Source organism: Asticcacaulis sp. P4_H10 (genome assembly GCF_056400965.1).
The window spans coordinates 253457-276459 of sequence record NZ_JBFUKH010000004.1 but is presented as its reverse complement, the minus strand read 5'-3'; the positions used below and the strand labels follow the sequence as shown (position 1 = coordinate 276459).

21 protein-coding genes and 1 tRNA gene are annotated in these 23003 nt (G+C 61.7%); 12 read left to right on the top strand and 10 right to left on the bottom strand.

The features are described 5' to 3' along the window. Nucleotides 1–117: 117 nt before the first annotated feature. Nucleotides 118–954, bottom strand: coding sequence for an SDR family NAD(P)-dependent oxidoreductase (locus AC1DON_RS09400; RefSeq protein ID WP_476934528.1), 837 nt, complete (start codon nucleotides 952–954; stop codon nucleotides 118–120). A gap of 86 nt (nucleotides 955–1040) precedes the next feature. Between AC1DON_RS09400 and AC1DON_RS09395 the strand changes: the two genes are divergently transcribed. The 3 genes from AC1DON_RS09395 (at nucleotide 1041) to AC1DON_RS09385 (ending at nucleotide 4030) form a co-directional block, all read left to right on the top strand. Then, entirely contained in the window at nucleotides 1041–3077 is a 2037-nt protein-coding gene (locus tag AC1DON_RS09395) for a TonB-dependent receptor (RefSeq protein WP_476934527.1), read from the top strand. Between the two features lie 123 nt (nucleotides 3078–3200). Next, on the top strand, nucleotides 3201–3500 hold the full coding sequence (locus AC1DON_RS09390) for an ArsR/SmtB family transcription factor (RefSeq protein WP_476934526.1): 300 nt from the start codon (nucleotides 3201–3203) through the stop codon (nucleotides 3498–3500). Continuing rightward, nucleotides 3497–4030, top strand: a complete 534-nt coding sequence (locus tag AC1DON_RS09385) for an SRPBCC family protein (RefSeq protein ID WP_476934525.1) — start codon at nucleotides 3497–3499, stop codon at nucleotides 4028–4030. The genes AC1DON_RS09390 and AC1DON_RS09385 overlap by 4 nt, the downstream gene beginning before the upstream one ends. A 41-nt stretch (nucleotides 4031–4071) precedes the next feature. On the opposite strand, the gene AC1DON_RS09380 is transcribed toward AC1DON_RS09385, so the two are convergent. Together AC1DON_RS09380 and AC1DON_RS09375 are read right to left on the bottom strand one after the other, a co-directional pair. Beyond that, a tRNA-Gly gene (locus AC1DON_RS09380) sits at nucleotides 4072–4145 on the bottom strand. A 54-nt stretch (nucleotides 4146–4199) separates the two neighbouring features. Next, nucleotides 4200–5258, bottom strand: coding sequence for a LacI family DNA-binding transcriptional regulator (locus AC1DON_RS09375; RefSeq protein ID WP_476934524.1), 1059 nt, complete (start codon nucleotides 5256–5258; stop codon nucleotides 4200–4202). Nucleotides 5259–5639: 381 nt separating this feature from the next. Between AC1DON_RS09375 and gcrA the strand changes: the two genes are divergently transcribed. Beyond that, complete coding sequence (gene gcrA / locus AC1DON_RS09370; RefSeq protein WP_476934523.1) at nucleotides 5640–6167, top strand: cell cycle sigma 70 cofactor GcrA; 528 nt, start codon at nucleotides 5640–5642, stop codon at nucleotides 6165–6167. Between the two features lie 160 nt (nucleotides 6168–6327). Here gcrA and apaG read toward each other — a convergent pair whose 3' ends face one another. Next, nucleotides 6328–6723: a Co2+/Mg2+ efflux protein ApaG gene (apaG, locus tag AC1DON_RS09365; protein ID WP_476934522.1), complete on the bottom strand. Its 396-nt coding sequence runs from the start codon at nucleotides 6721–6723 to the stop codon at nucleotides 6328–6330. A gap of 230 nt (nucleotides 6724–6953) precedes the next feature. Here apaG and AC1DON_RS09360 point away from each other — a divergent pair, with 230 nt between their 5' ends. Together AC1DON_RS09360 and AC1DON_RS09355 are read left to right on the top strand one after the other, a co-directional pair. After that, entirely contained in the window at nucleotides 6954–8018 is a 1065-nt protein-coding gene (locus tag AC1DON_RS09360; RefSeq protein WP_476934521.1) for a 2'-deoxycytidine 5'-triphosphate deaminase, read from the top strand. Nucleotides 8019–8233: 215 nt separating this feature from the next. Continuing rightward, complete coding sequence (locus tag AC1DON_RS09355) at nucleotides 8234–9961, top strand: cation:proton antiporter domain-containing protein (RefSeq protein ID WP_476934520.1); 1728 nt, start codon at nucleotides 8234–8236, stop codon at nucleotides 9959–9961. A gap of 36 nt (nucleotides 9962–9997) precedes the next feature. On the opposite strand, the gene AC1DON_RS09350 is transcribed toward AC1DON_RS09355, so the two are convergent. Further along, a complete protein-coding gene (locus AC1DON_RS09350; protein WP_476934519.1) occupies nucleotides 9998–11203 on the bottom strand; it encodes a Yip1 family protein in 1206 nt (401 codons plus the stop codon). Nucleotides 11204–11441: 238 nt separating this feature from the next. Here AC1DON_RS09350 and AC1DON_RS09345 point away from each other — a divergent pair, with 238 nt between their 5' ends. Both AC1DON_RS09345 and AC1DON_RS09340 read left to right on the top strand, forming a co-directional pair. After that, a complete protein-coding gene (locus tag AC1DON_RS09345; RefSeq protein ID WP_476934518.1) occupies nucleotides 11442–12311 on the top strand; it encodes a DUF3034 family protein in 870 nt (289 codons plus the stop codon). Nucleotides 12312–12313: 2 nt separating this feature from the next. After that, nucleotides 12314–12766, top strand: coding sequence for a group I truncated hemoglobin (locus tag AC1DON_RS09340; RefSeq protein ID WP_476934517.1), 453 nt, complete (start codon nucleotides 12314–12316; stop codon nucleotides 12764–12766). On the opposite strand, the gene AC1DON_RS09335 is transcribed toward AC1DON_RS09340, so the two are convergent. From AC1DON_RS09335 to moaA, 3 genes are read right to left on the bottom strand one after another with little or no spacing between them, the layout of a single operon-like run. Beyond that, nucleotides 12763–13977, bottom strand: a complete 1215-nt coding sequence (locus AC1DON_RS09335; protein ID WP_476934516.1) for a molybdopterin molybdotransferase MoeA — start codon at nucleotides 13975–13977, stop codon at nucleotides 12763–12765. The two genes, AC1DON_RS09340 and AC1DON_RS09335, sit on opposite strands and share 4 nt — an antisense overlap. Beyond that, nucleotides 13978–14547 (bottom strand): molybdenum cofactor biosynthesis protein B, encoded by a 570-nt coding sequence (moaB, locus tag AC1DON_RS09330; protein WP_476934515.1) that lies wholly within the window; start codon nucleotides 14545–14547, stop codon nucleotides 13978–13980. It abuts the gene before it with no gap. A 10-nt stretch (nucleotides 14548–14557) separates the two neighbouring features. Then, nucleotides 14558–15580 (bottom strand): GTP 3',8-cyclase MoaA, encoded by a 1023-nt coding sequence (moaA, locus tag AC1DON_RS09325; protein ID WP_476934514.1) that lies wholly within the window; start codon nucleotides 15578–15580, stop codon nucleotides 14558–14560. A 101-nt stretch (nucleotides 15581–15681) separates the two neighbouring features. Here moaA and AC1DON_RS09320 point away from each other — a divergent pair, with 101 nt between their 5' ends. Then, a complete protein-coding gene (locus AC1DON_RS09320) occupies nucleotides 15682–17277 on the top strand; it encodes a carboxylesterase/lipase family protein (RefSeq protein WP_476934513.1) in 1596 nt (531 codons plus the stop codon). On the opposite strand, the gene AC1DON_RS09315 is transcribed toward AC1DON_RS09320, so the two are convergent. Both AC1DON_RS09315 and AC1DON_RS09310 read right to left on the bottom strand, forming a co-directional pair. Continuing rightward, complete coding sequence (locus AC1DON_RS09315) at nucleotides 17274–17576, bottom strand: hypothetical protein (protein WP_476934512.1); 303 nt, start codon at nucleotides 17574–17576, stop codon at nucleotides 17274–17276. The genes AC1DON_RS09320 and AC1DON_RS09315 overlap by 4 nt on opposite strands. Nucleotides 17577–17593: 17 nt before the next feature. Further along, on the bottom strand, nucleotides 17594–19027 hold the full coding sequence (locus tag AC1DON_RS09310; protein ID WP_476934511.1) for a mannitol dehydrogenase family protein: 1434 nt from the start codon (nucleotides 19025–19027) through the stop codon (nucleotides 17594–17596). Between the two features lie 270 nt (nucleotides 19028–19297). On the opposite strand from AC1DON_RS09310, the gene AC1DON_RS09305 reads away from it, so the two are divergent. From AC1DON_RS09305 to kduI, 3 genes are all read left to right on the top strand, one after another. Next, nucleotides 19298–20422 carry a LacI family DNA-binding transcriptional regulator gene (locus tag AC1DON_RS09305; protein ID WP_476934510.1) on the top strand — a complete coding sequence of 375 codons (1125 nt, stop codon included), beginning with the start codon at nucleotides 19298–19300 and terminating at the stop codon, nucleotides 20420–20422. A gap of 238 nt (nucleotides 20423–20660) precedes the next feature. Then, the gene (uxaC, locus tag AC1DON_RS09300) at nucleotides 20661–22073 is read left to right on the top strand and encodes a glucuronate isomerase (RefSeq protein ID WP_476934509.1); all 1413 of its coding nucleotides are present in this window, start codon (nucleotides 20661–20663) and stop codon (nucleotides 22071–22073) included. Nucleotides 22074–22150: 77 nt separating this feature from the next. Next, complete coding sequence (kduI, locus tag AC1DON_RS09295; protein WP_476934650.1) at nucleotides 22151–22999, top strand: 5-dehydro-4-deoxy-D-glucuronate isomerase; 849 nt, start codon at nucleotides 22151–22153, stop codon at nucleotides 22997–22999. Nucleotides 23000–23003 lie beyond the last annotated feature (4 nt).

Here is a 23003-nt window from a genome sequence, read left to right as displayed (position 1 = left end):
GGGTTTGGGGCCTGCGGCCCCAAGTCTTCCTAATCCAAAAGAAAGCCCCGCCCCTACAGGGCGAGGGCTTTTCTTTTGGAATAAGAAAGGTTTGTGGGGTCACGGACCCCACGCCCATTAGTTGTCCTTCGTGAGGGACATCCGAAACGCTTCCGCATAGTCCGGATGCCAGCGCGATAACGGCGGGCGATTCTCGATAATATCTCCAATCGCCCAGGCCATGCGCTTTTCATCGAGCGCGCGCGGCACATCATTGTCGGGACACAGGATATAGAAGTCCCCGCGCCCGATGCTCTCGATCATGAAATCGACAGTTTCTTCCGCCGTCCACGCGCCGGCGGGCTTTTCCGTCTGGCCGCGCGCCGTCATCCCCGTCCACACAAAGCCGGGGATCAGCAGATGCGCCGTCACAGCCGGATTCACCCCGTTGCGCAACTCGTGCTGAAGCGCTTCGGTAAATACCTTCACGCCGGCCTTTGAGACATTATAGGCCGGATCGCCTGGCGGTGTGGTGATGCCCTGCTTGGAGCCAGTATTGATTACCAGCCCCGGCTTGCCGCGCATCACCATCTGCGGAACGAAAGCCTGGGTGCCGTGCACGACACCCCACAGGTTGGCGCCCAGGACCTTATGCCAATTGGCCGGATCGAGCACACTTGAGCCTGGCCCGATGGCGGCATTGTTCATCAGCACATCGACTTCGCGCACCGTCTTGGCCAAGCCCTGCACCGCCTCGGCATCGCTGACATCGGCTTCGATGGCGCGAATATGACTGGCGGCCACACCATCATGGATGATCGTCCGCACCGCCGCGTCCAGCCGGTCGCTCCCCAGATCGACCAGCACGACGTTCAAACCCAGCCCCGCAAAGCGCCGAGCGGCGGCCAGGCCTATGCCCGAGGCACCGCCGGTAATCAGTGCAGTGTTGCCGGATTGCAGCGCAGGGTGGGTCATGTCAGCCTCCGTATAGACTTCTGATAGGGCGACGGACTACAGCCTCCTCAACCGTAAAAGCAATATCTGAAAACATGGACTGGCATATGAAACCGCATACCGTGCGAATGACCCTTCTTGCGCTCGGTATCTCGGCGGTAGCCACGCCTACCCTAGCGGACGACGGCGAAGTGATCATCCGTGCAAATCGCCTTAGCGCCTATCGCGGCGACGCGGCCTTTGCCGTCACCGACCTGAGCCAGGATACCCTGCAACGCGCCGGCCTCGACCAGACCCTGAAGCGCGAAACCCAGGCCTCGCTGTTCCGCCGTCAATCGAGCCTGACCGCCAACCCGACCATCCAGGGGATCAGCTTGCGCGCTATCGGTCCGTCCGGCGCCGGCCGCGCTTTGGTAACGCTCGATGGCGTACCACAAAACGATCCATTCGGCGGCTGGGTCATCTGGGCCGCCCTGCCCCAGGACGCCATCGATAATGTCCACGTCCTGAAAGGCGCAGGCGGTGGCGCCTACGGAGCGGGGGCACTTACCGGCGTTATCGACATGTCGCTGGCGCCTGCGCGCGGCACGCAATACGGCCGCGTCCGCGCAGGCGAAGACGAAAACTGGCTGGTCGCCGGCGGCCTGGGCCTCGGCGATGTCGCGGTCCACTACAGTGCCCGCAATCTTAACGGCGACACGGCCGTGCGCGCCCCACAAGCCGGCGCTGCTGACGGCCCGGTCACCGGACGCGACAGTGCCTGGCTGGTAAACGGCAGCTTTGATCTCTGCGACGGCTGCGGCACTTTGAGCGTCATCGCCGGCACCTACGAAAGCCGTCGCGATACCGGGCTGGTCGGCGCCACCGCCACCTCGACCGGCGCGCAACTGGCCGCCAGTCTGACCAAACAGCCCACGCCAGAAGCACTTGGTTGGCGGCTTCAGGTCTGGCACCGCGATTCTGGCCTCAGCAATCGCTCGGTTTCCGTCGCCGCCGGCCGCAGCGGCACCAGCATCGCTGCCGACCAGGTCAAGACGCCCGCCACCGGCGACGGTATCAACGCGGCGCTCCGCCGCCAAAGCGGCGGCACCGAGTGGGAGATCGGCCTAGACGCGCGTGTCACCGAAGGCGAGTCGCGCGAATTCTATCGCTACATGTCGGGCGCTCCGACCCGCTACCGCGTCGCCGGCGGCAAGACGGCGCTGACTGGCTTGTATGCCGAAGGTTCACACACCCAAGGGCCCTGGACCCTGGCCGCCGCCCTACGCGCTGATACATGGAAGGCGTCGGACGCGCACCGAACCGAAACCGACACAGCGACAGGCCTGCCGACTCTGCAACAGAACCCGACAGACAAGGACGAAAGCCTCCTGTCAGCGCGGCTGGGTGTCGCCTATACGTTCGATCGGATCATAGCCCGCGCCGCCGCCTATAACGGCTTCCGGCCGCCGTCGCTGAATGAGCTTTATCGCCCTTTCCGGGTCGGCAATGACGTCACCGAAGCCAATGCCGACCTCAAGCCCGAAACCCTGACCGGTTTCGAGATCGGACTGCGCACACCAGGCCGCGAACGTTTTGTCGATGCGACCCTGTTCGTCAATACACTCAAGGACCCGATCACCAATGTCACCATCGGTACTGGCCCCGGCACCTTCCCGACCGCAGGGTTTATCCCAGCCGGCGGGACCTTGCGCCAACGCCGCAACCTGGGCCAGATCAATGCCCATGGCGCCGAAATGCGCGGCCTCTATACCTTCAGCGACCGGCTGACGGTGAGCAGCTCTGCAACCTGGACGCATGCCCGCGTTGATGCCCCCGGCCAGCCGGCCGATGGCAAACGCCCGGCCCAGGCGCCGGAATACAGCCTGTCGCTGGGCTTGAGATCGCAGATCGGCAAGACTGAAGTCACCGCCGATGTAATTCACGACGGCGAAATTTTCGAGGACGACCTCAACACGCTAAAACTCGCCCCTTCGACGCGCGTGGCCATAGATATCGGCTATCCCCTCAGTGATCACCTGACGCTGAACCTGTCGGTCGAAAACGCTCTGGATGACGCCATCATGATCCAGCGCGCTGGTGACGGCATCATCAATTACGACAATCGCCGCGCTGTCAGCATCGGTCTCACATACCGCCAATAAAATTATTCAACCAACTGGTTGACTATTATTTTGCGCGCGCATATATTCAACCACATGGTTGAATTAGAATCCCCCCAACTTAATGCTGTCTTTCATGCGCTGGGCGACGTGACGCGGCGACACATGCTCCGCCAGCTCTCGGGCGGCGAACGTACGGTCAGCGAACTGGCCGAGCCGTTCGACATCTCACTGGCGGCGGCCTCCAAGCACATCAAGGCGCTGGAAGCCGCCGGCCTGATCCGGCGCGAGGTCCGCGGCCGCACCCATATGTGCCGCCTCGACCCGGGCCCGATGGCCAACGCCCACCAGTGGCTCAGCACTTACGAGCGCTTCTGGACCAGCCGCCTCGACCTGCTCGAACAGCGTCTGCGCGAAGACGACGCGCGCAAACAATCCCAAACCCCAGAAGGAGAGAAGACATGACCGACACCGCAACCCTCGACGCTTTTGGCGTCCTGGTCGAACCCGCAACGTTGAAACTGGAACGCCTGCTGCCCGGGCCGATCGAGCGCGTCTGGGCCTACCTCACCGACAGCGACCTACGCAAAACATGGCTGGCGGCCGGCGATATGGACCTGCAGGACGGCCTGCCGTTCGAATTCATCTGGCGCAATGACGAACTGTCAGATCCACCGAGTGCACGCCTTCCGGGCTTTGCCGAAGAACAGCGCATGACAAGCTGCATCGTCGTCTGCGACCCGCCTCGCAAGCTGTCCTTCACCTGGCAAGGGACGGGCAATGTGTCATTCGACCTGGCGCAAAAGGACGATGACGTCCTGCTCACCGTCACGCACAGCCGCATCCCGGAACGCGGCACGATGCTGATGGTCGGCGCCGGCTGGCACATGCACCTGGATATCCTGACGGCGCGCGCCAATGGCCAGCCGGCCCCCGCCTTCTGGCCAGGCTGGCAGCGCTTGCGCGACGAATACGATCAGCGCCTTCCGGCTTAGACAAAACGCCGCCCGTTTGTCACGGGCGGCGTTTTTGAATCTGGAGCGGGTGAAGGGAATCGAACCCTCGTATTCAGCTTGGGAAGCTGCTGCTCTACCATTGAGCTACACCCGCATTACCACCGCTAGTGCCACAGGTGCAGCGACGGCGTCAACGGTTAGAAAGCCGCTACCCGCGAGGGGGCGCGGAACTTTCGCGGGCGATCAGATTGACCGGGATGATATGCGACGGCGTCTCCTTGCCCGACAGGCGCTGCATCAGCATGTCGACCATCATGCCGGCCGCCGACGCCAGGTCCTGGCGCACGGTCGTCAAGGGCGGCGTCAGGAACTTGGCCAGCGACACGTCATCGAAACCGACAAAGGCGCAATCGTCCGGCACCTTCCCGCCCCAGTCGGCGAAAGCGCGGCGCGCGCCGTGAGCAATAACGTCCGAACCGGCGAAGATCGCGTCAAAATCGCCCTTGCGCGCCAATACGCTGCGCATGGCGGCGTAGGCGGCAGACTCGGTCGGACGCGTGGAAATCGGCTCGAGGAAGTCCTCGTCAACATCCGCCCCTGCGGCCTTCATGGCCTCAAGATAACCGTTATAACGGCTGTTCATCTCGGGTGCCGTGACATCCCCCAGGAAACGGATGCGCTTGCGACCCGAAGCCAGCAGGTGCTCGACCGCCATGCGGCCACCGGCCAGGTTGTCGCTGCCGACCGTGCAATAGCTCTGATCGGGCTGCTGCTCACCCCACACCACCATCGGCCTGTAGCGCCGGGCGATATCATTGAGCGCCGCGTGCTGTTCGTACTGACCGATAACCAGCATACCGTCGAAACGGTGCGACTGGACCAGCTCATTCAGCCAGCCTTCGCGCGGCTGGGTCAGGCGGGTCAGCAGCAGGTCGTAGCCACGCGTCACCACCGCATCTGACAGATGGCCGATGAATTCGAGGAGGAAGGGGTCGGTGACGTGACGACCGTCTTCGCGCGTCATCGGCAGGACCAGGCCCACCGCACGCGTCGTCTGCAGGCGCAGATTGCGCGCCGAAGCGTTGACGACATAGCCATGCTCACGGGCTATGGCTTCGATTTTCTCGCGCGATGCCTGCGGGATCAGCGGGCTGCCGGCCAGGGCGCGCGAGACTGTGGATACGGAAACTTCGGCAAGGCGGGCAATATCAGCCATCTTCAGCCGCTCGGGGCGGGCGGCGACGGTGGTGTCCGGGTTGGCACGCATACTCAAGGCCTCAAAAATTACGAGTGTCTAGCAATGTGCAAAAAACGGCAAAAAACCGTTAACTCCCCAGCTACCGGTAGCATCCCCATCCTTACTGTACAGATGCAAGGCGTCTTGGCAATTCGCAATTCAGGGCAAAACGCCCCTTTTTTGCAGGGCTCACCATAGCGGAATTTATCCACACGTGTGAATGTTTTCGACACTACATATTGATTTTATGTGGACAGATGAAATTCCCCTAACACCATATGTTGCGTCTTTTAACGTTTCGTTTACCATTGCTAGACGGCTGGGAGAATATCCCACGGGGCATAGTCTATATGTTGCGGTCTGCTTGCTTGCAAATCGCAAGTTATATAGGTTTTTCAGGGAGTAGAAAGCATGAGCTGGACTGACGAACGGGTAGAAACCTTGAAGAAGCTCTGGCAGGAAGGCCATTCCGCCAGTCAGATTGCCAAAACGCTGGGTGGCGTGACGCGTAACGCCGTGATCGGCAAGGTGCACCGCCTTGGCCTGTCGGGCCGCGCGGCGCCGTCGCAGCCCGCCCGCCCCCTGTACAAACCGCAGCGTCCGCCGCGCACCGTTTCGACGCCGCAGCATGCGCCGGCCATGGCGTCCGCGCCGCTGCGCCGCACCGATCCGGTTCTGGCGCGCCCGGTCATCAGCCAACCCGTGGTGCCGTATGTCGAGTCCCCCGGTACGGCGACCGTGCTGACCCTGGGTTCGAAGATGTGCAAGTGGCCGATCGGCGATCCGTCGTCGGACAGCTTCTCGTTCTGCGGCCGCCGTTCGGATGACGGCACGCCCTATTGTGTGGAACATGCGCGCGTAGCCTATCAGCCGTCGCAGAAGACCAAGAAGCGCGATACTGGCGCGGACCTGTCGCGCAACCTGCGTCGCTACCTGTAAGAATAGTAATGGGGTTTGCGGGTGTGCCGTGGCGAAAGTATAGCTTTCGCCCGCCACGGGCCCCAAGTCTTATAAAATCAACAAAAAGCCTGGCCTTTTGGGGCCAGGCTTTTTGTTGATATCCAAAGGTTGTGGGGTCGTGGACCCCACGCCCCGATACTTAGTTCAGGACACGCCCCGGATCGGGCAGATCCAGCGAAAACGTCGGGATGATCACCTTCAGCGGCGCACCGTCTTCGCGGACAAAGACATAGTAGCCGCTCATCGATCCGGACGGCGTCGGCAGCGGACAGCCCGAAGTGTAGGTGTATTTCTGACCCGGTTGCAGACGCGGCTTCTGACCAACCACGCCTTCGCCATTGACCTTATGCGCGCGGCCGAAGCCGTCTGTGATCGTCCAATGGCGGGTTTTGAGCTGCACCACTTCGTCCGACGAATTGCGCATGGTGATGTGATAGGCCCAGGCGAACTGGTCCGGACCGTAGTCATGCAAGCCTGCCGCCAGATATTCAACCTCGACGCTGATGGTTATGCCGTGGGTGGTATGACTGTACACGATCGGCCTCAATCCTATTGTCCTACGCGAGGCATCTCTCCCCGACACCGAAAATCTCCTTCCAAAGCCGCACCTTTGCCCAAAAAAGTGGCTTCCACTTTCCGGCATGAAGCTCTAGATTACCCGTCCCCCGTCTGCGCGGCATATTAATCAATTCGCCACGACGCACAAAGTTTTTGTTGGACACGAAACGCCTCAAAAACGGTAAAGATAGAGACAAGCCAGACTTCATGACTGCCACGCCCCTGACCGCGGACGCCATCGCGGCACCGACCGAGTTGAAACACGGCATCCTGCCCATGCAGAGCCTGGCTGAACTGGTCGAGCAGGGCGTCGTCAAGAGCCAAGGCCCACTCGACCACGACCAGATTCAACCGGCCAGCATAGATTTGCGCCTTGGTGCCCGGGCATGGCGCGTCCGCGCCTCTTATCTTCCGCGCGGCCGCAAGGTCTCCGAACGCCTGCCCGACGTCGTCATGCACGAGATGGACCTGTCAAAAGGGGCCGTCTTCGAATCCGGCTGCGTCTACATCGCTGAACTTCAGGAAAGTCTGAACCTGCCCGCCGGCATTTCAGCCCGCGCCAATCCCAAGTCCTCAACCGGCCGCGTCGACGTCTTCGTTCGCCTGCTGTCCGACTATGGCGATCTGTTCGACGACGTCGCCGCTGGCTACACTGGTCCCATCTATGTCGAGATCGCGCCGCAGACCTTCTCGGTGCTGGCGCGTACCGGCACCCGCCTGAACCAGTTGCGCATCAAACGTGGCAATTCGCCCAAGCTCTATACCGCCGACTGCGGCGTCGACCTGACCGGTGACCTGGTCGGCTATCGCGCCCGCCGCCACGCCGGCATCATCGACCTCGATAATATCGACGGCCACGACCCCAGGAAATACTGGGAGCCATTGTACCAGAACAACGGCCAGCTGCTGCTGGATCCAGGCGAGTTCTATATCCTGGCCTCCAAGGGCGCTGTCGAAATCCCGGTCATGGAAGCCGCCGAAATGCTGCCGATCGATCCCAGTGTCGGCGAATTCCGCGTCCACTATGCCGGCTTCTTCGATCCTGGCTTCGGCACGGACGAAGCCGGCGCCAAGGGATCGCGCGGCGTGCTTGAGGTCCGTTGCTTCGACACCCCGTTCCTCTTGGAAGACGGCCAGACCGTCGCGCGCCTGGTCTATGAACCCCTGACGGAACGCCCGGTCCAGCTCTATGGCCAGAGCGGCTCGCACTATCAGGGCCAGGGACTGAAGCTGTCCAAGCACTTCCGGCCATGGGACGGCACGCATCCGTAACCACCAGCGGCGGCATCCGTAACCGTCACGGTCACAATGTCATAGCAAAGCTGTGATCGGGGTTGACGCGTGCGCGTCAAACCCTGAAAATGCAATCAATCCGCAATTTTAGCTGTTTATTGCGCGTCTTCCGACGCGTGTTTGACACTCTGGCCTTAAGCTTCTGGCCGGTTTTGCGGGCCTTTTCTGTTTCACACGAACTCTAAAGGCCAGGCATGGACCATCATAATATTTCGCTTATCACCACTCTTGCGTCCGGTTTCGGCCTGGCGCTCGTCTTCGGCTTTCTGGCTGCGCGCGTAAAGCTGCCGCCACTTGTCGGCTATCTGCTGGCCGGCATTCTGGTCGGGCCGTTTACCCCTGGCTTCGTTGCTGATTCCGGCATCGCCGCCCAGCTCTCCGAAATCGGCGTCATGCTGCTGATGTTCGGCGTCGGCCTGCACTTCTCGATCGACGACCTGATGTCGGTGCGCAAGATCGCCCTGCCCGGCGCCATCGTGCAGATGTCGCTGGCAACGTTGCTCGGCATGGCCCTGACCATGGGCCTGTGGGGCTGGGCACTTGGCCCGGCCATCGTTTTTGGTCTCTGCCTGTCGTGCGCCAGTACCGTCGTGCTGCTGAAAGCGCTGGAGGCAGCCGACGCCACCGAGACGATGAACGGCCGCATCGCCATTGGCTGGCTGGTAGTCGAAGACCTGGTCACCGTGCTTGTGCTAGTGCTGCTGCCGCCACTGGCCCATATTCTCAATGCCGACGGTGCGGTTCAAGCCGCAGGTCACGCAGCCCCGACGCAGAACCTGTGGGTGTCCATTGCCACCACCCTGCTCAGCGTTGGCGCCTTTATTGCCCTGATGCTGCTGGTCGGCCGCAAGGTCATGCCATGGATCCTTTGGCAGGTCGCCAAGACCGGCTCGCGCGAACTGTTCACCCTGTCGGTCGTTGCCGCAGCCATCAGCATAGCCTGGGGCGCCGCCGAACTGTTCAGCGTGTCCTTTGCGCTCGGCGCCTTCTTCGCTGGCATGGTGATGCGCGAATCCAAGTTCAGCCATCGCGCCGCCGAGGAGTCGCTGCCGTTGCGCGATGCCTTCTCGGTGCTGTTCTTCGTCTCTGTCGGCATGTTGTTCGACCCAATGGTCCTGCTGGACAAACCCGTCGAGGTTCTGGCGGTCGTCGCCATCATCATCGCCGGCAAGGGCCTTGCCGCTGCAGCCCTGGTGCTGGCCTTCCGTTACCCGCTCAACACCGCCCTGACAGTGTCGGCCAGCCTGGCGCAGATCGGCGAATTCTCGTTCATCATGGGGGGACTGGGCGTCAGTCTGGGGCTGTTGCCGCAGGAGGGGATGAACCTGATCCTGGCGGGCGCCATCATCTCGATCGCCGCCAATCCGTTTATCTTCAACGCCATGAAACCCCTTGCCGCCTGGGCGGTCAAGCGCTCCAAAACCGTCCGCAGGATGGACGAGCGCGTCGAACCGCTGGCTGAACTGCCGACGGCAATCGACGATCGCTACCTGAAGGGCCAGGTCATCCTGGTCGGCTATGGCCGCGTCGGAAAACGCATTGCCGGGGCGCTCGAAACGCAAGGCATCGCCTATGTGGTGGTCGACCAGAACCGCGAACGGATCGAAGACCTGCGCAATAACGGCAAGGCGGCCGTCTACGGCAATGCCGCCGAGCCCGTCGTGCTGGCCCAGGCGCACGTGCTGCATGCCGCCATGCTGGTCATCGCGACGCCCGAAATTCTGCACGTCCGCCAGATGGTCGATACCGCTCGCCGGGTCAATCCGGGCATAGAGGTCGTCCTGCGCACCCACAGCGAAGGCGAGGTTCAGTTCCTGAGGAGTGAGAAGCTGGGCGCAGTCTTCTTCGGCGAGGAGGAACTGGCCAAGGGCATGACCCGGCACATTCTTGAGCGGTTTGCACCCAAACCTGCCGCTGCCTAGAATTTAGGGGCCGTCTTTTCGGACGGCCCCTTTTTCTTATTTTACCAGGTTTTCGGCACGGCCAAGGTCCATGCCATCGACCAGCCCCTTGATGGTGGCCATGTCGACATTGTCGCCGTGCGCCTCGATACTCATGCGCGGCCCGACCAGCACGGAGTAGGAACCACTCTTCGAGCTGTTGTCGTATTTTTCCGAGATCATGCGACCGTCCTTGGAGACAACCTTCTCATAGCCGGTCGCGGTTGTTTCCGTGCTGTTGACGTTGAAGGCCTGGCCCATGGCGGTGATGCCGCTTAACGATCCGAGATCGCTGACCTCGAGATTAATGGTGCCGCCCCCGACATTATAGGTTGCCTTGGCATTGGAGACTGCTACGCCGCCGGCCTGGTTGGCGCTGGTGCTGGTATCGGAGCGCGCGGCGCCGCGGTAGTTTTCGGGCATCAGGGCCAGAAGCTGAGTCGGATCAACGGTCTGGACGGCGACCTGCCCGTTCTGCATGGCAGACGCCTGGGCTTCCGCATTCTTGGCGGCCGCTTCCAGCTTGGCGAGATCAAGTGAGCCCGCACCCGGTACGACGACCGTTCCTACCGCCGCGCCTGTAGCCGTCGGGGCAGCGCTGCCCATCAAGCCCAGTGTACCCACCCCTTTCACGGCGGCGGCCACGGCGCCGACGGCAAGGACCAAGACGATCGTGACAATGACCGTTACGGCCGTGTACCCCACGGCCTTTTCCTTCGGGGCTCCCATGAGCTTCGGTAGCCCGACATACAGCAAGTAAATGCCGTAAAATCCAAGAATGCCCAGCACACTTAGCGCGGGTAAAATCGTAAAAATACCGGCCAGCCAGCCGGCCGTGCTCGAATACGCCGCGACCTTGAAAGCGCGTAACTGGTTCTTTTGAGCGCCAAAGGACGGCGCTAGTCCGTCTATGACCAGTGCCATGACGAAAACCATGACGAGGGTCAGTACAAATTGAACGATGGCGCTGGAGACGGCGGCTAACAAGGGCGTCTTAACGATGAGTAAGCCGGGGATACCAGCACCGAACACGCTCATGCCGATCGCATTTGCAATCGGGCCGATGGCGGCCAACGGAATAATGTAGCCGAGATAGAGCGATTTGACGTCGGCCGGCTCGTCGGCGATGACATCCCAGGTGGGAGACGGCTTCAAAAGGATGTTCTTGACGCGCTCAATCAGCGGCGGAGCCGGCTGGGACGGCTTCGATACGGTTTCGGACATGACAACTCCCGGTGTGGAGACGCATCCGGATTCTGTCAGCGAACCGGTATGCGTAACAAAAATGCTATGACGCCGCAGGCTCAGCGCCCGCGCGTCGCGACTGATACGCATACCAAGGCATTATCGTGATCACGAAAATCCCGCGTGGGCAAGGGATTGCTTTTTTATATGACCATAAATTCAACCTTAAAACCTGGGTGTTAAAACGTTTGCAGCTTATTGTCTGTGGATTGTCACCATGCTCACCCGTTTATACGGCGCGCTCACCCTTCTCGTCCTGCTGGCGGCCGGTTCGGCCCACGCACAGTCCATAACCGGCAGTGGCAAGCTGTTGCTGACCGGTGGCGTCAGCCAGATCGAAGGCTCTGCCGGCGGCGGCCTGACGCCATGGGCCGTCATTGGCGGCTACGGTTCGGCGCGCCAGATCGGCGCCAATGCCTATGCGACCGACGTCAACACCACCGATTTCGATATCCGTTCGACGGGCGTTCTGGTTGGCCTCTATGACCGCGTCGAACTGTCTTATTCGCGCCAGGCCTTCAACACGCAGGATGTGGGCGCAGCCTTGGGCCTCGGCAAGGGCTATACGATCAACCAGGATACGCTTGGCGTAAAGGTCAAGGTCCTGGGCGACGCGGTCCTCGATCAGGATCATTGGTGGCCTCAGGTCAGTATAGGCGCGCAGTTCAAAACAAACGACAAGGCCGCTCTGGTGACGGCCCTCGGTGCGCGGCGCGGCAAGGATACCGATTATTATATCAGCGCCACCAAGCTCTATCTGGCGCAAGGTATCCTGCTGAACGGCACGCTGCGCAGCACCCGTGCCAACCAGTACGGCATCCTGGGCTTCGGCGGCATAGATGACAAGCGTCACATGCAGTTTGAAGGCTCGGCGGCCTATCTCATCAATCGCAGGCTGGCGGTGGGCGCCGAGGTCCGCACCAAGCCGGATAACCTAGCCATCGCCAAGGAAGGCGCTGCCTTCGACATCTTCGCCGCCTATGCCGCCACGAAGAACATCTCGCTGACGCTAGCCTACGCCGATCTCGGCCACGTTGTCACCCGCCGCCAGACCGGCCTTTATGCCTCGCTTCAGGTAGGATTCTGACCATGACCTTTATCGCCCTCGCCCTGCTTCTGGTGGCCGCGCCTGTGACCGGCCAACCCAGCGCCGCCACGGCGCCCGTGATCGCCACTGACAGCAAGCTGTTCGCCGAATTCGGTGGCCGCGCAGGGCTGGTGAAGATCGTCGACGACATGTTCGTCAATGTCGACGCCGACCCGCGCATCAACACCTTCTTCGACCCCAAGAAGCGCGAGCATACCAAAGCCATGCTGGTCGAACAGTTCTGCGTCGTGCTCGGCGGCGGCTGCACCTATACCGGCAAGGACATGAAGGCGGCGCACAAGGACCTAGGCGTCCAGAAGGCGGACGTCTTCGCGCTGATCGAGAACCTGCAAAAGGCGATGGACAAGAACGGGGTGCCGTTCTCGGCACAGAACAAGCTTCTGGCCGCACTGGCGCCGCAGCACCGCGACATCGTCGAAAAGCCTGCCAACTAAGCGCGGTCGAGCCGAATAACCTCTACTACGGCGCCGGCCGCCTGGGCCTCGGTATTGGCCGGCAGGCGCAACAACGCATTGGCGCGGGCAAAGACACTGACTAGCGACGAGTCCTGATCGCGGAAAGGCATCACCATCAGACGGCCATCATCCGATGTGCTCAACTGCGCCCGCATATAGGTTTCACGCGGACCGGCCGGGCCGACGTCGACGGCCAGCACGGCGTTCATAAAGGGCGATTTCGCCGCCATACCCAGCGACGCTTCGATCCACGGCTTGAGCAGCAACTGCGCCACCACAAAAGCGGAAGCTGGATTGCCGGGCAGGCTCAAGGTCCTGCGCCCATCCGCCAGTTGTCCGAAGGCCGTGGGCTTGCCGGGACGCAGATTGAGCGTCTCAAACTCCAGCGCCAGCCCCAAGGCGCCAAGCGCCGGCTTGACCAGATCGTAATCGCCGACACTGGCGCCACCGACCGTGGCGATCATATCCGCCTCCGCATGGCGCACGGCCTCGATAATCGCCGCTTCGCCGTCGCCTTCGACGCCGAGATAGGCGGCCTCCCCGCCCCACTGTGCGATCAAGGCCATCAGGGCCAGTGAGCCGGACTCGAAAATCTGATCCGGTCCCGGCGCCTGCCCTGGCAAGACTAGCTCATCGCCGGTACACAGGACGGCGATGCGCGGACGCTTTACAACGCCAAGTTCCGCACGTCCGGCTGCGGCAGCCAGCGACAACCGCCACGGATCGAGCCGATCGCCCTTGTACAAAAGCGGATCAGAAATGCGGAAATCTCCGCCTTGAGCGCGAATGTTGTCGCTCTTCGCTGTCACGGCGTCGGGCAAAAGGCGGATACCGCTGTCTATTTTTTCCGTATTTTCCTGGATGACTACCGCGTCGCAGTCGTCCGGCACCGGTGCGCCGGTAAAGATCCGCACCGCCTGCCCTTCGCCGACCGCAGCCTCAAAGCGAGCACCGGCCGCGCTTTCACCAATAACAGCGAGGGTTTCGCGGGACAGGTCGACCTTGCGCACAGCATAGCCGTCCATGGCGCTGCTGCGGAAGGGCGGCTGGTCGCGCGTGGCTACAACATCCGCCGCCAGCACACGCCCCAAGGCAGCGTTCAGTCCCACGGTTTCGGTACGCGGGGTCAAAGCACCCGAGCGGACGATCGCGACCGCTTCACTCATCGGCACATTACGGCGCGCCGGCATCTACTTTTCTTTGAGCCGCGGCATCAGCTCGACCATGTTGCAGGGGCCATGGCGGCTGTCGAGCTGCCAGCGGATGACCTTGTCCCAGCCGTCCTTGACCGCGCCGTTCGAGCCCGGCAGGCAGAAGATGAAGACGCCGTCGATAATGCCGGCCAGAGCCCGCGATTGCAGAGTCGACAGGCCGACCGTCTGATAGCTCAACATATGGAAGATGGTCGAGAAGCCTTCGATCCGCTTATGCAGCAATGGCTCGACGGCTTCAGGCGTGACATCGCGGCCGGTAATGCCCGTCCCGCCGGTCGAGATGATGGCGTCGATATTGCCGGAGCCGACCCAGTTCTTGATATGGGTGCGGATCGCATCGACATCGTCGCGAACAATGGCGCGCGCCGCCAGATGATGGCCGGCCTGCGTGATCCGCGCCGCAAGCACATCACCCGAAGTGTCGTTTTCTTCGGTGCGCGTGTCCGAGACGGTCAGCACGGCGATATTTACGACGCGAAACGGCCGCTCGGCGTCGATGCGCCCGCCACCGAGATATTTCAGATCGTTTTCGCTGATTTCGCTCATGCCTTACCCCTTAACCGCCGGTCAGCGACATGGTGCGCGCCGGGCGATATCCGGGCGTGTCCTGGGCCAAAAGCGAGGACGAGGCAATGACAAAATCGTGGCGACGCGGCTTTTGCACCAGTGCCTGGCTGAGTGCCGTTTCCAGCCCTGCATCGGTCGCATCTTCGCGCAGGGCAGCGCGCAGATCAACATGGTCGTCCTGGCCCAAGCACATATACAGCCGACCTGTGCAGGTGACGCGGACCCGGTTGCAGGTATCGCAAAAATTATGGCTGAGCGGCGTGATCAGGCCCAGCCGCCCGCCCGTCTCGTCGATACGGTAATAGCGCGCCGGTCCGGCTGTCGTGTCCGCCACAGGCGTTACCCGCCAGAAGCTTTGCAGGTCGCTGAGGACATCGGCCAGCGACACGAACTGCGCTTCGCGATCGATCTCCTCGCCCATCGGCATGGTCTCGATCAGCGACACGTCGATGCCGCGTCCATGGGCAAAACTGATGATGTCGGGCAACTCAGCGCGGTTGTCCTGGGCAAGCGCCACGACGTTCAGCTTGATGCGGATACCGGCGTCCTGCGCTGCTTCGATGCCGTCCAGCACCTTCGCCAGGTCGCCACCGCGCGTGATGCGGCGATAGGCATCGGCTTTAAGCGTATCGCACGACACATTGATGCGTTTGACGCCTGCGTCGACCAGCGCCGGCACCGCGCCTTTCAGCAGCGTGCCATTGGTCGTCAGCGTCAGTTCCTTCAGGCGTCCGGCGTGAACCTCTTCACCGATGCGGCGCAGGAAATCGAGTACGCCCTTGCGCACCAGGGGCTCACCGCCAGTGATGCGCAGCTTGTCCACACCGCGCGCGATCAGGAAGCGGCTGAGCCGCTCCATCTCTTCCCAGGTCAGCAGGTCCTTGCGCGGCAGAAAGGTCTGGTGCTCGCTCATGCAATAGGTGCAGCGCAGGTCACAGCGGTCCGTCACCGACAGGCGCACATAGGAAATGCGGCGTCCAAAGGCATCAATGAGGGGGGCAGGCAAACTCATGGTGGAAATTTAGCCGCAATGTCTGAAACGTCAAAGCTTTACTTGGGGAGGCTTCACAGCCAGACTAGGCTTACAACGAAAAATTACAGGGACGTGATGCGATGAACCGCCGTGACGCGCTTTTGGGCCTGAGTACAGCCGCCGCTGTGACACCGGTATCAGGATGGGCAAAGACGAAACCGCCGTCGGTCGCGACTACCGCCGGGCTGGTAACGGGCCAGAGCAAGGGCGGCGTTCAGGTGTTTCTCGGCCTGCGTTATGGTGCGGATACGGGCAAGGCGCGCTTTCAGCCGCCGGTGAAGCCCACACCATGGGAAACGCCTTACAAGGCTGATCATTACGGCCCGGCCTCGCCGCAAGGCAGCACGCCTGATCCATGGGGCAAGAGCGAGGACTGCCTCTTCCTCAACGTCTGGACGCCGGAAGCCAACACCAAAAAGGCCCGGCCGGTCATGTTCTATATCCACGGCGGCGCCTATAGTAACGGCTCGGGCGGTGACGCGCTTTACGACGGCACCAATCTGGCCATCGCCGGCGATGTCGTCGTCGTCACCGTCAATCACCGCCTGAACGCCTTCGGGTATCTGTTCCTGGCGCGTCTGGAACGGGCTTTGACCGGCGCCCCCGGTCCACTGCGCTATTCCGGCAATTGCGGGCAGCTGGACCTGCATCTGGCGCTGGAATGGGTGCGCGACAATATCCGCAATTTTGGCGGCGATCCCAACTGCGTCATGGTCTTCGGACAATCCGGCGGTGGCGCCAAAATCGCTACCATGATGGCCACGCCATCGGCCAAGGGCCTGTTCCACCGCGCTGCCACCATGAGCGGCCAGCAGGTGACGGCGTCAGGTCCCGGCAATGCAACCCTGCGCGCCACAGCATATCTCAAAGCGCTGGGCCTCAATCCGGATGCTGACGGCCTGGCAAAGGTCCAGACCCTGCAGATGGAAGAACTGGTCGCCGCGCTGAGAGTCACCGATCCGGTGCTCGGCAAGGGCGGCGTCTATATGGGCCCGGTGCTGGACGAGACCATCCTCTTCCGCCATCCCTTCTGGCCGGACGCGCCCGATCAGTCGCGTTATATCCCGATGATCGTCGGCAACACCCACGATGAAACCCGCGCCTTTTTAGGCGGAGACCTGAAGAATTTCGCGCTCAACTGGGAAGACCTGCCGGCGAAGATGCCGCCGGAATACCGCGTCGATATCGATCCCTATCTGGTGATCGACACCTACCGGAAGCTATACCCGCAGATGTCACCGTCGGACGTCTTCTTCGCCGCCACCACCGCCGGCCGGTCATGGCGCGGCGCAATCGAGGAAGTCGAGGCCCGGGCACGGCAAGGCGCGCCGGCCTTTGCCTATCAGTTCGATTGGGCGACGCCGAAGAACGGCGGACGGCTGGGTGCGCCGCACACGATCGAAATTCCATTGGTCTTCCGCAATACCCACGTGCCGGACGCCATCACGACGGACTCGGCCGAGGCAAGACAGATGGCCGACCTGATCTCGGATGCCTTTATTGCCTTTGCCCGGACAGGATCACCGCAGACCCCTGCCTTGCCGGAGTGGAAGGGCTATACGCTGGAAAAGCGCGAGACGATGGTGTGGAATCTCAAGCCGGAACTGGCGCTTGATCCACGTGGCGAGGAACGCAAGCTGTTCAGCAAGGTGCCGTTTATCCAGCAGGGAACTTAAGATCGGGGTGCAGGCTTGTCTAACGCCTGCAGCCAAAAACGATCAAACTCTTCGTTGGAAATTTCCGCTAAAAGCCAGTCACCAACCGTCTCCCAAAAGGGGCCATGAACCAAGGTTATGCACGGCCAGCCATCTCGCATTTCCAGCGCCAGGCTATTTCGCTCGGAATGACCGTCTTGATAGATTTCGACCGTTCGCAAGACGTTGTCCGCTTCAACGTCGAGTTCATAGTAAAGCCAGATCGGACTTTCTACGGGAACCTGTTCTTCAGGCCACCGTCCTTTGTAGCAGCGCAACATAGTGGCTTGCCTCGCAACTATGCCAGCTTCGTCACCAGCAGTTCGCTGTAGGCCTTCTCAATCCCGGCAACGACTTTGGAATTGCCCGCCAGCGCTTCCGGGAACACCGAACGTAGGGCAAGAACCGCCTTCACGTCCGACACATCGTCCTTCAGCGTCGCGCCCAGCGCCAGCAGTTCGCTCGCCAGCGGATCGGTGATCGCCTCGCCCTTGACCGCCTTGGCGCGAACAAAGCGCATCCACGCCGCCAGCGGCACGCCAAAGCGCGAAATGTCCTGGCCGCGCTCCAGCGCCTCGTTCAGCGAACTCAGGATACGGATCGGCAGCTTCTGCGAGCCGTCCCAGGCAATTTGCGACAGCAGGTGCTTGATCGCCGGATTGCGGAAGCGTTGCAAAATAGCTTCGCAGTAAGCCGGCAGGTCCATGCCCTTCGGCGCCTCCAGCAGCGGCACGACGTCCTTCAGCATCAGGTCGCGAACCAGTTGCTCCAGTTCGGCGTCGCCGACGGCCTGTGACACGCTCTCATAGCCCTTGTGCAGGCCTGCGTACGCAAGAGTCGAGTGCGGGCCGTTCAACAGGCGCAGCTTGGCGCGCTCATAGGCCGGCACATTGTCGGTCAGGGTGACGCCGACGCTGGCCCAGTCCGGGCCGCCGTCGTGAACGTGCTCCTCGATCACCCACTGGGTAAAGGCTTCGCGCTGGATCGGCCAGGCGTCCTCGAGACCGATCGCCTCGGCCACGCGAGCCCGCAGAGCATCGTCGGTCGCCGGGGTGATCGAGTCGACCATGGTGCACGGGCACTGAAGGTTCGCCTCGATCCAGGCAGCGAGATCGGCATCGCCGCGCGCGGCAAAGGCGACGACCGCCGCCTTGAGACGCTCGCCGTTCTTCGGCAGGTTGTCGCACGGGATCAGCACGAAGGGCTGCACGCCCGCGGCTTTACGGCGGCGCAGGCCTTCGGTGACATAGCCGATAAACGACTTCGGCGTCTTGGGGTTCGCCAGGTCATGGACAATGTCGGCGTGACCGAAGTCGAGCGTCCAGTCGGGCGCCAGGCAGTAGCCCTTTTCGGTCACGGTCGAGGTCACCAGCTCGACCGAGGCGCGCGTCAGGCGCGCGAACACGGCTTCGATATCGTCGTGCGCGACCAGTACTTCGCGCATCGAACCGATGATCTGGTAGCGGATTTCCGCGTCAAGAATGGCCAGGGTGTACAGCCCATCCTGCGGCGTCAGCGCGTCGCGCACACCGGCGGAATGCAAAGACACGCCGCAGATCCCCCAACGCGCGTCCGTCGTCGCCAGTGCGTCGAAATAGGCCGCCTGGTGGGCGCGGTGAAAGGCGCCAGGCCCGAAATGGACCACACCGATGGCGAGCGTGGACGGGTCGTAGGCCGGCTTGGCGGCGGCTGGTGACAACAGGTCAAGATTGGCCAGATTAAGACGCGTCATAATAGATCCCAAGGTTACAGGTGAATAACCACGCTATTGGCCTGACCTCTGAAGGCATGCAAGACCAAATCGTATCGTTTCCAATTTTTACCGATAAAACCCACTATCATGGAAAGAAGATGCGTTTTACAATATTCTTCGCTATGGTAACCGGTGTCACCTGTAGCACAGGTCGTCTCCGGCGAGTGGATTTGGCAAAACTGCTTTCCTGTGACACAAAACCTGTGCAAGTGCCGCCGTTCTGATTCGATAACATAACAAAAAGCCCATATGGCCCGATCCCCCGCACCGAAACCTTTCAGCCAGCCTTTGGCTTCCAGCCGCGAATTCGGCCGCGATATCGGCGACGCCATCGAGGACTTCATCCGGCGTCGCAAGAAGGCGACGATCAACGACGTCGCAAGCCTGGCCCGCGTGTCGAAAAAAACGGTATCACGCGTTATCAACAATTCGCCGTCGGTGCGGCCGGACACGCGTGACCAAGTCAATGAGATCATCGCCCGCATCGGCTTCAGGCCTGATCCGCAGGCGCGTGGCCTGGCGTTTCGCCGCTCCTTCCTGTTCGGCCTGATCTACGACAATCCAAACGCTACCTACGTCGTCAATATGCAGATGGGCGCGCTCGACAGCCTTCGCGGCTCGGGCCTCGACCTGGTCGTGCACCCGTGTGACCGCCATGCCGACAACTTCCTCGACGACATTCGCGAATTCATCGAGATGCAGCGCCTGGCGGGCGTCATCCTGCTGCCGCCGATCGCCGAAGACCCCAAGCTGCTGGCGCTGATGGAGGAGCTGGAAACGCCCGTCATCCGCGTCACCGCCCGCCCGGGCGAGCGCAATGATCCGCCGATCCGCACCGCCCAAATCGTGTCCAACGACCGCGCCGGCTGCGCCGAGGGCAGTGACCATCTGGCGAAGCTCGGCCATACGCGCATCGCCTTTATCAACGGCAACCCGGCGTACCCGTCAGCACACGAACGCCGCGCCGGCTTCGAAGAAGGCCTGCACCGCAACGGACTGACAATTGCAGCCGACCTGGATGAGCCGGGCGACTACAGCTTCGAAGGCGGGATCGCCGCCGCCACGCGCTTGCTGAACAACGCCAATCCTCCAACCGCCATCATTGCCTGTAATGACCAGATGGCCGCCGGGGCCTATCACGCGGCCTACAGCCTGGGCCTGAAGATTCCGGAAGACCTGACCATTATCGGCTTCGACGACGCCGATGTCGCCACGCGCATCTATCCGCCGCTGACGACCGTCCGCTTGCCGGTTCGCGACATGGCGCGCACCGCCACCGAAACCCTGATGACTGGCGAGATGAACGAGCGCACCTCGATCGTCTTCGAGTCGAAACTGATCATTCGGGGCTCGTCCGGCCCGGCAAAGCGGTAAGGCCAAAAATCACGAGCGCTGCGTTGGTGGTCGCATGCTTGGCACAAAAAACGGCTTTCCACTTTTTCGTAGCCTGCTCAGATTTTGCGTTTTTTAGCGAAATTGTCGCAAAAAATCTGTTGTCAAAAGCTATGACACCGGTTACCTTTGGCAATAACAGGATAATTAGGGAGTGCGACCGGACCAATCTGCGGGCAATATGCGGGTCCCCGGCCAATTCCAGAACGAAACGACAAAAATGCCAAAGCCCCTCTTTCTTCATGAGGATCGCCTGTTGCCGAGCGATCCGACCCAGCGCAAGCTGGCGCGTGAGCTGTATGCGCTGGTCAAGGACTTCCCGATCCTCAGCCCGCACGGCCATACTGATCCGTCCTGGTTCGCCGGAAACGAACCGTTCGAGAACGCCACCGCCCTGTTCCTGAGCCCCGACCACTACATCTTCCGCATGCTCTACTCGCAGGGCATCGACATGCAGTCCGTCGGTGTGGCCACCAAGGCCGGCCCGTCCCCTGCCGATCCGCGCGAAGCCTGGCGTATATTCGCGTCGAACCAACACCTGTTCCGCGGCACACCGACCTCGATCTGGATGAACCATGTCTTTGGTTCGATCATGGGCTTCGACGTCGCGCTCGATGCGGAAACCTCGGACCTGTATTTCGACCGTATCGGGGAGCTTCTGGCGTCTGAAGCCTACCGTCCGCGCGCCCTGTTCGAACGCTTCAACATCGAGCTTCTGGCAACGACGGAAAGCCCGACGGACACGCTGGAACATCATCAGGCTATCAAGGCGTCCGGCTGGAAGGGCCGGGTCGTCACCGCCTATCGCCCCGACCCGGTCATCGATCCGGAACACGAAGAGTTCCACGACAAGCTGAAGGTCTTTGCCGACCTGTCGGGCGAGGACGTCTATAACTGGCAGGGTTACCTGAAGGCACACCGCGTTCGTCGTGACTTCTTCATGACCATGGGCGCGACGTCCAGCGACCACGGCCACCCCACCGCCCAGACGGCGAACCTTTCAGGCGCCGACGCCGAAGCACTGTTCAAGCGCGTCCTGAGCCCGCAGGTCACGGCCGCCGACGCAGAGCTGTTCCGTGCCCAGATGCTGACCGAAATGGCGCGCATGTCGCTCGACGACGGCATGACGATGCAGATTCACCCGGGCTCTTTCCGCAACCACAATCAAAAGGTCTTTGAGACCTTCGGCCGTGACAAGGGCTGCGATATCCCTTTGCCGACCAATTACGTCCATGCGCTGAAGCCGCTGCTCGATGCCTATGGCAACGAGAAGAACCTGACGATCATTCTGTTCACCCTGGACGAGACCAACTATGCCCGTGAACTGGCGCCTCTGGCCGGCCACTATCCGGTCCTGAAGCTGGGCCCGTCCTGGTGGTTCCACGACAGCCCGGAAGGCATGATGCGCTTCCGCGAGCAGGTCACGGAAACCGGTGGATTCTACAATACGGTCGGGTTCAACGACGATACCCGCGCCTTCCTGTCCATCCCGGCGCGCCACGACGTCGCCCGCCGCATGGACGCCCACTTCCTGGCCAGGCTGGTCGCGGAACATCGCATCGCGATGGAAGACGCAGCCGAAGTCATCAAAGACCTCACCTACAATCTTCCCAAAGCGGCCTACAAGCTGTAAGGGATTGAAAATGACACCTATTGATCAATTCTGATCAGAAAACTATCGGAGCCTACCGCGCCATGTGCCAGAATTCGCTGTACCAAAAGATCTACCACGCCACCCATCCCGACATGATGGCCGGCGCGGACACGCAGGATCTGCGCGAAAAATACCTGATGGGCGGCCTGTTCGCGCCCGGCGCGGTAGTGCTCAACTATACTCACTTCGAACGCTTCGTCGTCGGTGGCGCTGCCCCGGTCAACGGCCAGCTCAAGCTGCCCGACCAGACGGAGCCGGCTTCGGCCGCCGGACACCCCTTCCTTGAGCGCCGCGAACTGGGCGTCATCAATGTCGGCAGCGGTTCGGGCAAGGTCAGCGTCGACGGCACGGTCTACGACCTGGGCCTGAAGGACGGCCTCTACATCCCGATGGGCACCAAGGAAGTGCTGTTCTCGTCGGACGACGCCGCCAATCCGGCTCTGTTCTACCTGACCTCGACCCCGGCGCACCAGCGCTATGAGACGGTCAAGATCTCGATCGATCAGGCCGTGCCGCTGGCGCGCGGTTCGCTGGAGCAATCCAATGAACGCGTTATCTACCAGTACATCGTGCCGACAACCGCCAAGTCGTGCCAGCTGCTGCTGGGCCTGACCATCCTGTCGCCGGGCAGCGTGTGGAACACCATGCCGCCGCACCTCCATGACCGCCGCTCGGAAGTCTATTTCTACTTCAATCTCGGCGACAACGACCGTGTGTTCCACTTCATGGGCGAGCCCGACAAGGCGCGCCATATCGTCATCCAGAACAACGAGGCCGTGGTGTCGCCGCCGTGGTCGATCCACATGGGCTGCGGCACGTCGAACTACGCCTTCATCTGGGCCATGGGCGGGGAAAACCTCGACTATACCGACATGAAGGTCCTCGACATCTGCCAGCTGGCCTAATCCC

Bases quoted from the DNA above. Each gene is read 5' to 3' on its own strand.
- AC1DON_RS09355 (WP_476934520.1), top strand. From the start codon at position 8,234: ATGGACCATCATAATATTTCGCTTATCACCACTCTTGCGTCCGGTTTC.
- AC1DON_RS09395 (WP_476934527.1), top strand. From the start codon at position 1,041: ATGAAACCGCATACCGTGCGAATGACCCTTCTTGCGCTCGGTATCTCG.
- gcrA (WP_476934523.1), top strand. From the start codon at position 5,640: ATGAGCTGGACTGACGAACGGGTAGAAACCTTGAAGAAGCTCTGGCAG.
- AC1DON_RS09345 (WP_476934518.1), top strand. From the start codon at position 11,442: ATGCTCACCCGTTTATACGGCGCGCTCACCCTTCTCGTCCTGCTGGCG.
- AC1DON_RS09310 (WP_476934511.1), bottom strand. From the start codon at position 19,027: ATGACGCGTCTTAATCTGGCCAATCTTGACCTGTTGTCACCAGCCGCC.
- AC1DON_RS09385 (WP_476934525.1), top strand. From the start codon at position 3,497: ATGACCGACACCGCAACCCTCGACGCTTTTGGCGTCCTGGTCGAACCC.
- AC1DON_RS09390 (WP_476934526.1), top strand. From the start codon at position 3,201: ATGCTCCGCCAGCTCTCGGGCGGCGAACGTACGGTCAGCGAACTGGCC.
- AC1DON_RS09340 (WP_476934517.1), top strand. From the start codon at position 12,314: ATGACCTTTATCGCCCTCGCCCTGCTTCTGGTGGCCGCGCCTGTGACC.
- AC1DON_RS09315 (WP_476934512.1), bottom strand. From the start codon at position 17,576: ATGTTGCGCTGCTACAAAGGACGGTGGCCTGAAGAACAGGTTCCCGTA.
- AC1DON_RS09375 (WP_476934524.1), bottom strand. From the start codon at position 5,258: ATGCGTGCCAACCCGGACACCACCGTCGCCGCCCGCCCCGAGCGGCTG.
- AC1DON_RS09305 (WP_476934510.1), top strand. From the start codon at position 19,298: ATGGCCCGATCCCCCGCACCGAAACCTTTCAGCCAGCCTTTGGCTTCC.
- AC1DON_RS09360 (WP_476934521.1), top strand. From the start codon at position 6,954: ATGACTGCCACGCCCCTGACCGCGGACGCCATCGCGGCACCGACCGAG.
- AC1DON_RS09400 (WP_476934528.1), bottom strand. From the start codon at position 954: ATGACCCACCCTGCGCTGCAATCCGGCAACACTGCACTGATTACCGGC.
- AC1DON_RS09350 (WP_476934519.1), bottom strand. From the start codon at position 11,203: ATGTCCGAAACCGTATCGAAGCCGTCCCAGCCGGCTCCGCCGCTGATT.
- uxaC (WP_476934509.1), top strand. From the start codon at position 20,661: ATGCCAAAGCCCCTCTTTCTTCATGAGGATCGCCTGTTGCCGAGCGAT.
- moaA (WP_476934514.1), bottom strand. From the start codon at position 15,580: ATGAGTTTGCCTGCCCCCCTCATTGATGCCTTTGGACGCCGCATTTCC.
- AC1DON_RS09320 (WP_476934513.1), top strand. From the start codon at position 15,682: ATGAACCGCCGTGACGCGCTTTTGGGCCTGAGTACAGCCGCCGCTGTG.
- moaB (WP_476934515.1), bottom strand. From the start codon at position 14,547: ATGAGCGAAATCAGCGAAAACGATCTGAAATATCTCGGTGGCGGGCGC.
- AC1DON_RS09335 (WP_476934516.1), bottom strand. From the start codon at position 13,977: ATGCCGGCGCGCCGTAATGTGCCGATGAGTGAAGCGGTCGCGATCGTC.